General features: G+C 59.6%; 2 protein-coding genes. Both read left to right on the top strand.

The annotated features are described in order from the left end of the window. Nucleotides 1–25: 25 nt before the first annotated feature. Nucleotides 26–7,471, top strand: a complete 7,446-nt coding sequence (locus HWX36_RS37565; RefSeq protein WP_175950755.1) for an OmpA family protein — start codon at nucleotides 26–28, stop codon at nucleotides 7,469–7,471. Beyond that, nucleotides 7,468–12,183 (top strand): DUF11 domain-containing protein, encoded by a 4,716-nt coding sequence (locus HWX36_RS02855; RefSeq protein ID WP_175950754.1) that lies wholly within the window; start codon nucleotides 7,468–7,470, stop codon nucleotides 12,181–12,183. The genes HWX36_RS37565 and HWX36_RS02855 overlap by 4 nt, the downstream gene beginning before the upstream one ends. Nucleotides 12,184–12,248: the final 65 nt, after the last annotated feature.

Below are 12,248 nucleotides of genomic sequence, written 5' to 3'. Positions count from 1 at the left end.
TCTGGCTGCCCTCATCGGGGCGGTCATGACAACGTCATCGGCATTCTCCGCACCGCCGCCGGCTAACTTCGAGATTGTCAGTACCGCGAGCGCGACCTATGTGCCTACGGGCTACACACAGACCGAGACCGCGCAATCCAATACGGTCATCGCGATCGTTGCCGGTGTGGAGGCGCTCACGCTCACGCAGGACCAGAACGTCGTGCGACCGCCCAATGCGCAGGTCACATTGACTCACCTGCTGACCAATACCGGCAACATGCAGTCTAGCTACACGCTCAACTGGGTCAACGATGGTCCCGGCTGCTCGGCGAGCGCCTTCAGTCTGAGCGCGTTGCGCTTGGTGCGTGACGTCAATAACAACGGTGTGGTCGATGCCGGTGATCCGGTCGTCGCGCTCAATACGCCCGGGGTGATTACCCTGAATCCTGGCGAGACCGCAAGCTTGCTGGTGCAAGGCACGGTCCCCAATGTGACGAGCGGCAGTGCATGTCTCACGCTGAGTGCCACGACCGCTGCCCAGCAGCTCAGCGCGACCAATCACGACACAGTCACGATTACGAATGCAGCGTTGCTGTCACTGACCAAGTCGGCTGTCTACAGCGGCCCTGTGGTGCCCGGCACGACGCGCGTGGACTTTACGGTCAACGGCACGAACATTGGTGCGCAGGATGCGCAGGCCACGAGTACAGCCTTGCCGGGCGCGACCAGCATTGTCGTGAATGGCAAGCCGACTGCTTTGATCCTGGTTCGCGACGCGATTCCCACCGGCATGCAATACATCGCGGGGTCGCTGCAGAGCACGGCCCCTGGCGTATTGCGACTCTTCCGTTTGCCGGGTGACGCGCCTTTCAATTATCGGACAGGTGCGGACGATGCATCGGCCATCGAGGTCGCGATCGGCGTGCCGGCGCCTGGCGTCGTCGCACGCAATGCGTCGATTCAGATGAGTTTTGGGGCAATCGTCGAGAGTACGGCTACCGCCGACATCACGAACGTCGCGCAAAGCTATTACAACGATGGCACCCAGCCGGCCTTGTCGCCCTCGAACGTCGTGCTGATTCCGCTCAAGCCCGCGCAATTGACGGTGACGAAGACCGCCAGCACGGCGATCGCCAATATGAACGCCGGCGGCGGCGGCCCTAACGGTACGTCGGATGTGGTCTTCAGCATCAACGTCAAGAATACGGGCTCGGCATGGCTGTACGGTATGCAGGTACCGGATATTCTTGAGAGCGCGGGCGGGACGAGTGACGCCCAGTTCGGCACCTATACGACGGCATCGGTACCCGGCGTCAATCAATATACGGTGCTGCCAGGCACCGTGCAGATCGTTGCGCCAAACGGTACGGTAGGCGGCACGGTGGCTGCTGCGAACACGGCGTTTAATGGCACGAGCAAACAGGCTAACCTGCTCGCCGCAAGTGGGGTGCTGCCGCCGCTGGCCGATGTCACGGTCCAGTTCACCGTGCGGTTCAATACCACGGGACGCCCCGCAACGCTCACCAACCAGGTCACTGCAAACGCGGCGCTGGTCGTGGGCGGCCCCCCTGTCGTGTCGGGTAAGGCCAGTGCGAACGTCTCGACCCAAATGCCGGCGTTGACCGTTGCCAAGTCAGTGGTCTCGCGCTTCGTGAGCGCGGGTATCTATGACCTGGACTATACGATTAGTGTCACCAACAGCGGCGTGACGGATGCGCCGAATGTGCGTCTGATCGACAACCTGAACTGCACGTTCGATATGGATGTATCGACGGGGCAAATCTCCGGGTGGCAGTTGACGGGTCCGGTCAAGGTCAACAACGGTTATCTGGTGCCGTCCACTAGCTTCACAGGTGCGGCGCAGTGCGATCGCACCAAGCTCGCGAGCAGCAATCCGTATGACCTGCCCACTGAAGTGGGGCTTAGCCTGGTTGATGGCACACGTGGTCTGGCTGTCGGCCAGACCGAAACCGCGAGTTTTACGGTGCGTGTGACCGAGAAATCGAATGTGGATGGCTCAGCCGTGTCGGTGACGAACAAGGCTTGGGCAGCCTCGCTGGCGCAGAACACGATCAATGTGACGCCTTCGTCGGTGCTGGCAGCAGCGATGACGAGTGCGCAGACCTTGCTGGTTGCGCCCGAGGGGACCGTCTACGATGCGGTGACGCGTCAACCCATCGCCGGTGCCGTGGTGACCATGGCTCGCCAGTCCTGCACGACGGCGACGCCGCGCAGCATCATGCCCGCCGATATCCTCAACGGCAGCATGTCGACGCAGACGTATAACGCAGACGGCAGTGTCTCCGTGACGACGGGGGCGGATGGAACCTGGTCGTTCTACATGCTCAATGGCATGTGCACCTACTCGCTGACGGTGACACCGCCTGCCGGTAGCGCCTATACGTTCCGCTCGCAGCGAATTCCCCCGACCGCGGGTACCTATGCGTCGTGCGGCACGATCGTGCCCAATGCGACCCCGCCGCAAGGCAGCGAACCCACTACGTATTACCTGTCGCAAAACGCGGGTGTCGGTACGAACAGAAGTGTGTGCGCGCCGTCCCACAACCACATTCCGCTCGATCCGGGTGCAACCAACGGTTTGCTGCTGCACAAGGAAGCGAGCAAGCGTCAGGTGGAGTTCGGAGATTTCGTGGACTACGCGCTTACGCTCACCAACAAGACCGGTGTGCGCATCACGGGCGTCAATTTCAGCGACACGCTGCCGGCGGGGCTGGCTTACGTCAGCCGGAGTAGTCGGCTCAACGGTACGGTGGTCGCTGATCCGCAAGGCGGCGCTGGTCCACGCCTGGTCTGGAACTTCCCGACCCAGGTTCTGGATGTGAACGAGAGCATCATGGTGCGCTATCGCGTACGGGTCGGTGTGGGCGCCAAGGTGTCAGGCAGTGCGACTAACCGCGCCAGCGCCAGCGCTCCCGGATACCAGTCCAATGAGGCAACCGCAACCATCATGATCAGTGGGGGCGTGTTCTCCGACGAAGCCTTTGCATTCGGCAAGGTGTACATGGACTGCCGGCGCGATCGTGTTCAGAGCGGTGAAGATGAACCGGGTATCCCCGGCGTGCGTCTGTGGCTCGAGGATGGTACGAATGTCGTGACCGACGGCGAGGGTAAGTGGAGTCTGTATGGCTTGTCGCCCAAGACCCACGTGCTGCGTCTGGACCAGACCACGCTGCCGGCCGGCGCCTCGATTGAGCTGCTGGACAACCGTAACGCGGAAGACCCGCAAAGCCGCTTCCTGGACCTCAAAAATGGGGAGTTTCAAAAGGGGAATTTCCCGATCCTCGGTTGCGAGGACCCGGATGTCATGAAAGAGGTCAAGGCACGCCGCGAACTCGTGGCCAAGCGTGCGGATACCGACGGCGAGGCGCTCGTACGTCAGCGACTGGACCCGACGGGGCAAGTGATTGCCGTGGGCGACACGCGTGCCTTGCCTGCCTCAGGTCAGATCGATGGCGTGGGTCTCGGCGGCGCCACGACTCCGACGATATCGATTACGGACCCGCTGATCGCATTGCCCACGACCCGGTCTGGCAGTGGCGATGTCTTTCTGAATGGTTCGGGGCAGGGGCTGGGCGGCACGCTTGCGTCGGCCCAGCAGGGCGGTGTTGCGCAATCGATGCCTGTCCAGTCTGTCATGGGCGGCACGCGCAGTCTGCCCGATGGCGGCGTTGCCTCGAGCGTCGGCACCATCGGCTCAGCTGGCCCCAACCCGTCGAGCGGCACGCTTGAGCCCGCAGCGCTGCCTTTGCTGCCGCAAGGTGCCGGCAGTGTCGTCGAGCTCGAATCCCTGATGCATCAGCTCGACAACACGCCAGCCTTTATTGAACTGAAAGACCACGATACGGTCGCTACGCAGAGTATTAACGTCCGGGTCAAGGGCCCGGCCGGGACGACGTTGCGCCTGACGGTCAACGGCGCCGTCATCGATGGCAAGCGTGTGGGTAAAAAGGCAACGCTGCCTCGCACCCAGACGACTGCGTGGGAATATATCGGCGTGGTGCTCAAGCCGGGCCTGAACACCCTGCGGCTGGATGTGGTCGATGATTTTGGGGTGACGCGTGGCGCGCCTCAGGAAATCCAGATCACCGCGCCGGACAAGCTCGGCCAGATCCGTGTCGAAGTGCCGAGCAAGGCGCGTGCGGATTTGATCACTCCGGTGCCGATCAAGGTCGTGCTGACCGATGCTGCGGGTGTGCCGATAACGGCTCGCACGCAGGTGACGCTCGAGGCTGATGCAGGACGTTGGGCCGAAGAGGATCTGAATCCGAATGAGCCCGGGCTGCAAGCTTTCGTGGAAGGCGGTCAGGCAACATTCCACCTGATTCCTCCCGGCACGCCGGGCGATGTGAGGATTCGGGTCTCCGCGGCTTCTTTCGTCAAGGAAGTCCGTCTGGCGCTTTTGCCGGATCTGCGTCCGATGATTGCGGTCGGTGTTGTGGAAGGCACGATCGATCTGTCTAACCGCGGTCAACTGGCGATCGGGCAGACGCCGGCCGGTGCGGCCTTTGAGCAAGAGCTCAGTGCCATCGGCAAGGGCGACGGGAATACGCGTGCGGGTGCCCGGACGGCTTTCTTCTTGAAGGGCGCCATCAAGGGCGAGTATCTGCTGACTGCAGCACTCGATACCGGCAAGTCCAGCCAGGATCGTCTTTTCCGGGACATTCGTCCGGACGAGTTCTATCCGATCTATGGGGACTCGTCGGGGCGCGGGTTCGATGCGCAGAGTTCGCAGCGCTTATATGTGCGTGTCGACAAGGACCGCTCCTATCTGCTGTACGGCGACTTCATGACGGCCAGCAGCGCGGAAGTGCGCAAGCTCAGCCAGATCAGTCGCACACTCACGGGTATCAAGAACGTCTATCAGACCGACAATGCCCGCGTGACCAGCTACGCATCGCGTACGTCGCAGACCCAGCAGGTCGAGGAATTCCCGGCGCGCGGTATTTCGGGGCCGTACTACCTGGCAGGCACGGGGGATTTGGTCGCCAATAGCGAGCAGATCGAAATTCTGGTGCGCGATCGTAACCAGCCGAACCTGATTCTGCAGCGTACGGCGATGGTCCGCTTTGTGGACTACACGATTGAGCCGCTCTCGAAGCGTATTCTCTTTACGCGTCCGATTGCGTCGAGCGACGAGATGCTGAATCCGCAGTCGATTCGCGTCACCTATGAAGTGGACAACGGTGGCCCCAAATACATGGTGGCGGGCACGGATGCGCAGTTCAAGGTGGGCGAGAACCTGCAGTTGGGTGTCGTGGCCAACACCGACCGCGATCCGCAGAACCGGCGTGATTTGCTCGCCGTGACGGCGTTGGGACGCATCGGCGAAAACACGAGCGTCGCTGCCGAAGCTGTGCGCACGAAATCCGACGAAAACGATGTAGGCAATGCCGAACGCCTGGAAGTCCGCCATCAGACCGAGAAGCTCGGTGTGACGGCCCAGGTGGCTCGCTCGAGTACCGGCTTCGACAACCCGGGCGCGGGTTACGCCGCCGGACGGACCGAAGCGAACGCGCGTGCCGAATATCGGATCGACCCGACTACGGCGGCACGCGGCGAGCTGCTCTACAGCAAGGATGCGTATTCCGACGGCTCAACCCGCGGTGCGTCCGTGGGTGTCCTGAAGCGTATTAGCGACATGCTCTCGGGCGAATTGGGTATGCGCTATGGCGTGACCAGTTCGGCGAGTTCGGCCTCGATGTTCAGTTACAACCAGGTGTCGAGCTACAACGGTGCGTTTGGTTCGAACCAGGCGGGCTCATCCGTGACAGGTCTCGGCTCCGTTGCGAATTCTGTCAACTCGATCGACAGCAGCCAGAACAGTCTCACGACCGTGCGCGGCCGCCTCACTGCGAACGTGCCGTATGTGCCGCAGGCGCAGGTCTTCGTGGAAGGCGAGCAGGACGTGCGCGACGGTAGCCGGCATATGGCGGCCGTGGGCGGCAGCTATGCCGTCACGGACAAGACGCGAATCTATGGTCGCTATGAGTTGGCGTCGAGTCTTTACGATTTTAGTAATACGTCGGTGACCCGTAACAAGGGCATCCTCGGGATAGAGAGCAACTACATGGAAGGCGGGCGTATTTATAACGAATACCGCCTGGCCGACTCGTTGGACGGTCGTGCGGCTCAGACCGCCCTGGGTGTGCGCAACACGGTGAAGGTAACCGACAAGTTGAGCGTGACTGGAGGTGTCGAGCGTACGCGTGCGTTTGGTCAAGGTGCCTCCAACGGCAGCGTGAACGGACTTGGAGATTCGACCGCCGTCGTAAGTGGTGTCGAATATGGAACGAGCACCTTCCGCGCAAGCGGCGTGCTTGAAGCACGCAACGGCAGCGATTCGAATACGTTGCTGGCCAGTGCCGGCGTAGCATTCAAGTTGAATCCCGACTGGAGCGTACTGGCGCGCGGTATCTACAGCAGTACGAAAGGTAACGGTCAACAGGACGGCAATGAGCGCACGCTCTCACGTGAGCAGATCGGCATCGCCTATCGTCCGGTCGATCAGGACGTCTGGAATGCCTTGGCTCGTTACGAGTACAGGACCGAGCGAATTCGAGGCAACTTGACGACAGCGGGCGCCATCAGCGGTAATGCTTTCGGCTCTGACATCAGTCTGCCGGGTGACTATCGGACGCACATCGTGTCGATGCACGTCAATGTGAATCCGCAACCGGGCGATTACGTCATGGGGCGCGTGGCGGCCAAGATCTCGACGCAGGACGATGGGATGCTCAAGAGCACTTATGCAGCACAACTGCTGCAACTGCGCTGGACGCACGACATCAACAAGAAGTGGGATATGGGCGTCCAGGGAGCCATGCTGCATGGCAGCGGTGGCGCTCTGCAGAAATCCGCTGGACTGGAGGTGGGCTACATCGTCATGAAGAACCTCTGGTTTTCGGTTGGGTACAACGTGATTGGCTTGTCGGATCGGGATCTGACGGCAGGGGAATATACGTCCAGGGGGGCGTATATCCGACTGCGCTACAAGTTCGACGAAACGACGCTTGGCTTCAAGCCGACTGGATATATGGCACCGAAGCCGCCCGAGTCGAAGCCTGTCACGCCTGTAGTTGAAGAGGCGCCGAAGATCGAGCCGGAAATTGTGCCGCAGAAGGTGGTGCTGCAAGCCGGCACGCTGTTCGCGTTTGACAAGTCAGAACTGCTGTCGGCAGGTAGGGACGAGCTGGACAAGCTCGCTAAACAGCTTGCTTCGATTGATTACGACTTGGCGCTGGTGATCGGCTATACGGATTCGGTTGGCAAGGATGCCTACAACCAGGTGCTCTCCGAGCGGCGTGCCAATGCCGTACGGGACTACCTGATCGCACACGGTGTGGATGCCAGCCGCATTCGTGCCGAGGGCCGAGGCAAGCGTGAGCCGGTTGCATCGAATGCTACTCCTGCAGGACGGGCTTTGAACCGCCGCGTGGTGATTGAGATTTCGGGGACGCAGAAATCATGAACGAGACACTTAAATCGGATATGCCGGATTTACGGCTGAATAATGGACTGTGTCGTCGTGATACGTGGCGTGATCCACAGCAAGACAGGTTGAAATTTGCCATGAGTGAAGACGTCGCTTCTGAACGGATGAATAAAAAGCGCCTGAGCCAATTGCGTTCTGTCGCTTATCACCTTCGCAGCCAGCGTTTTGCGAAGGTGATTCGCGTGGGTATTGCGAGTCTCTGCGGGCTTTTTATGGCGCATGCCGCTATGGCGCAGACGGTTTTGTATTCGAAGAACACGGCGGGTCAATGGACATATACCGTGCCGGCTGGCGTGACGGGCGTGATCGTGTCGGCCACTGGCGGCGGCGGCGGTGGCGGTGGGGCCGATTGGGCTGGGCTTGCTGTAGGGGGCGTTGGCGGTAATGGGGCACGTGTTAGTACGGTCTTGTCTGTTACACCGGGGCAGGTTCTCTCTGGTACCGTGGGTGGAGGCGGCCAAGCGGGTTGGACGTGGGACGGGGGGAATGCGACTACCGGGGGCACCGGATGGCGCGCCGGTGGGCCCGGTGGAGCGAGCGGTGGGCCGTTCAATTCGGTTGTGAATGGCATGGAGATGAATACAAGTGGCTCTGGCGGCGGCGGAGGCGGTAGTACGCTTGTATCAACTAATGGTATGACTATCCAGGCTGGTGGTGGTGGCGGCGGCGGTGGCGGTGCGGCTAATAGTAACGGCGGCATAGGTATTGGGGGAAGTGTCGCCGCTATTACGTCCCTATCGTCTTTCGCGGGATGTGATGGCGGGTCGGCAGGTAATCCAGGGAAATCCATTGCCGCCCGCGACGGCGGTGGGGGCGGCGGGGGTGGCGGTGGGTTTGTTGGAGGGAGTGGGGGTGATTTCAGACCTGACAACTCCTCAATAACCACGGGCGGTGGCGGTGTCGGATCGTCTTGCTATTATTCCACTTTACCGGCTCAGATTATTACACCGCCAGCGCTAAATCCGAGTACTGGTCCCAGCGGGCTAGGTGGAAAGGGTGGGCAAGGGCCTGCCAATAGTAAAGGGAATGGCGTAAATGGCACAGATGGTTCTGTTGTTATTACATCTGTGAATATATATCCTCCTAGTGCCACGATTGCCCTGACTAAGGTAATTGCTGGCGGCGGTCGGATTTTAAATTCCGATCAGTTCACGTTGGCGATTAGTTCTGGAGGCGTAGTGACGAACTCCAGCACGACGTACGGGGGTGGCTCAGCGGTTGGTGGCGGCAATATAAGTGTCAACGCGAGTCCGGGCTCAACCTACACGCTTACAGAGGCGATGGCACCTGGCAGTTCCTCGTCGCTAGCATCTGGTAATTCTTCCTCGAAGAGCACCTACATGGGCACGATTTCGTGTCAGGACAGCAATGCTCTGCAGGTTGGCTTGCCGGTGAACCAGCCTTTGCCATTGTCGGGGATAGATATCACGCCAGTGGCGGGGGCAAACATCAGCTGTACGATCACGAACAAATCGGCCATCGTCGGTAGTGTGCAGTTGAGAAAGGTATTAATACCTTATCCTGGTGCTTCCGGTAATAATATTGGTGGTTTCATTGGAAATTTGATTGTTAAGAATGCATCCGGAACACAAACAAGTAGTACTCCTGTGTCCGTTCCACTCGGCTCGACCGACTCTGGTTGGATATTAGGCACCGTTCCAATAGTTGGGGATATTGTGATTAGTGAGACCTCGAGCACAGGGGACCTGTGGATGGGTAATTCGTATCCTGGTGCTGCCGCTTGGGGTGGTATGGTTACATGTGTGGATGATAGTGGCCTATCGACAGAATTGCCAACGAACCAACGGCTTCCGGCGGCTTTTACTTCATCAGTACAAGCTGTACTCAGGTGTACGGTCACGAACTCGAATGTAAGCAACACCTCCATTTTGCTGACCAAGGCACTTGGTGGATCGGGCCGTAAAGCGATGACGGATCAGTTTGTGGTTAGCGTTAAGACGGGGGGCGTTAATGGCAACGTGGTGAGCGGCATGATCAACAATAACGGCTCGTGGAACACCAATTCGGCCATCGGTACGACGGCGGGCGCTGGCACGACCGTGACCGGTGGCACGACGAACCGTGTTGGTTTGATACCGGGTACAACCTATACGCTGACTGAGGCAATGGCTGCGGGGAGTGCTTCATCGTTGGCGGACTATACGAGCACGATCTCGTGTACGGACCGCACGGGCCTGCAGCAGGGGCTGCCGACGAATCAGGCGTATTCACCATCGTCTGGGCTAAACATTACGCCGGTAGTAGGTGCGCTGATCGAGTGTACGATCACGAACATACCGACGGGCGCACCAAGCATCCTCTTTGAGAAGGCGTTGAATAATGCACGTGTGTCGAATACTGACCAATTCACGGTCGCCATCAAGACGGGCGGTGTTAGTGGCACGGTTGTGAATAGCACGGCCAACAGTACGACGACGGGTTCGGGTTCGGTGGTGGACTCAAACAGCGGTACCTCCGGCGTTGTCACGGCAAGTGCGGGCACGACCTATACGTTGACCGAGGCGATGGCTTCAGGTAGCACCTCGTCGTTGGCTGCATATTCAGGTACGGTCACTTGCACGGACTTCAACGGTTTGCAGACTACGGGATTGCCGTCTGGCGCACCGTATTCGCCGGCGTCGGGCGTGACCATCACACCGATGGCAAATACGTGGATCTACTGCTCGATCACGAACACTGCCAATCCGACCATTACGCTGACTAAGGCGTTGGCTGGCTCAGGGCGAGTATCGAATTCTGATCAATTCACGATGGCGATCCGCACAGGAGGTGTTGGCGGCACGGTGATGAATAGCACGAGCAATAGCACGACAACGGGCTCTGGCGCGACGGTAAATGCTGGTACCGGCACGACGAGCAGCGTCATGGTGAACGTGGGCACGACCTACACGCTCACTGAGGCGATGGCGCCTGGCAGTACTTCGTCGATCGGTCTCTACACGGGCACGATTTCGTGTACGGACAACAATGGCGTGCAGGCGGGCCTGCCATACAACGTCCCGTATTCGCCGTCGTCTGGTTTTGCAGTCACGCCGGTAGCGGGGGCAAATATCAGCTGTGTGATCACGAACGCACCGGTGTCGCCGACGATCACGCTGAAGAAGGCACTGGGAGGCACGGGCCGTCTGGCAAGTTCGGATCAGTTCACGGTGGCGATCCGCACGGGTGGGGTGAGCGGCACAGTGGTGAACGGTACGGGCAGCAGCACGACGGCGGGCTCGGGCACGACTGTGAACTCAGGCAGTGGCACGACCGGCAGCTTTACGGCCAGCGCCGGCACGACCTATACGCTGACTGAAGCGATGGCTTCAGGTAGTGCGTCATCATCGGCCATGTATTCGGGGACGATTTCATGTACGGACAGTAATGGCGCGCAAACGGGCCTGCCGAACAACGTCGCGTATTCGCCGTCGTCTGGCTTTGCGATCACGCCGGTAGGTGGTGCGAGCATCAGTTGTACGATCACGAACGCGCCGGTCTTGCAGCCAACGATCACCGGCAAAGTGTTCCTCGATACAGGTGTTGGTGGCGGAACGGCCAATGACGGTATTCTCAATGGTGCTGAACAAATACTCGCAGGCGTCACGATGACGTTGAGTGACTGTGCGGGGACCGTATATGGAACGACGGTTACGGACGCTCAAGGTGTCTACAACCTTGCTGTCCCATCGTCGGTGGCAACCAACACCAATCTGTGTATTCAGAAAACTAATCCTGGCGGTATGATTTCGACATGGGTGTCGTTTGGCCCGCCTATTAATGTCGCATTTCCTAGCAGTGGGGTACATGTAAATGGATATTTCAATTCCTATGCGACCGCGACTGACACGATTACCGTGGGATGGAATGGTACGGGCAGTAATTTCAATTGGGGGGTGGTTCCCAATAACACGTTTGTAGCCAATGGCGCCAAGTCGGGCGTGCCTGATAGCACAGTAAGCTATGCGCATACGTTTACGGCCGGCACAGTCGGAACCGTGGTGTTTACCGTGCCCAGTGCTACGTCTACACCGACCCTCGCGGGTTGGAGCGAGAAGATCTTTGCTGATCCAACCTGTAGCGGCACGCTCCAGGCGGGGGCCGCGCAATTGTTCCCGCCGGCGGGCGGTGGGCAGTCTTTGGTGGCCGGGCAGGCTGTGTGCATCGTGGTACAGGAGTTCATTCCTGGCACAGCACAGAACGGTAACAAGAATGATGCGACCGTACAGGCGGCCTTTACTGCAACCAATCAGAGGTGGGCAGGCCTGAGTGCGAACTACACCCTGGACGACGTGACGACGGTTGGCGGCAGCGCGCTTTCGTTGCTCAAGGAAGTACGCGATGTGACAACAGGTGATGCATTCGGGGTGAATAACCAGGCCAAGTCCGGCGACGTGCTGGAGTATCGAATTACGTATACCAACAACGCTCCGGCGGCGATCACCAATCTCGTCATCAATGACACGACACCGGCGTTTACGACCTTTGTGTCAGGCACAACGGGGACGACACCTGCCACGCTGACGGCATGTGTCAAAAACACTCCCGCCAATCCTGCTCCGGCTGCGGCGGTGGCGTGTACCGCGGCGCAAGCTGCCGGTGGCACAGGCTCGGTGAGCTGGAAGTTTACCGGTGGGCTGCCCGCAGGCTCGACCGGACAAGTACTTTTCCAGGTCAAGGTTGATTGAGGTTAATCGTGACGAATGCTTTGCGAAGCCAACGCGGTATGGATATCTGCTTGCCAACGTCAGTA

Source organism: Burkholderia sp. BCC0405 (assembly GCF_902833075.1).
GTDB lineage: Bacteria > Pseudomonadota > Gammaproteobacteria > Burkholderiales > Burkholderiaceae > Burkholderia.
This window is presented reverse-complemented; position numbering and strand designations above follow the sequence as displayed.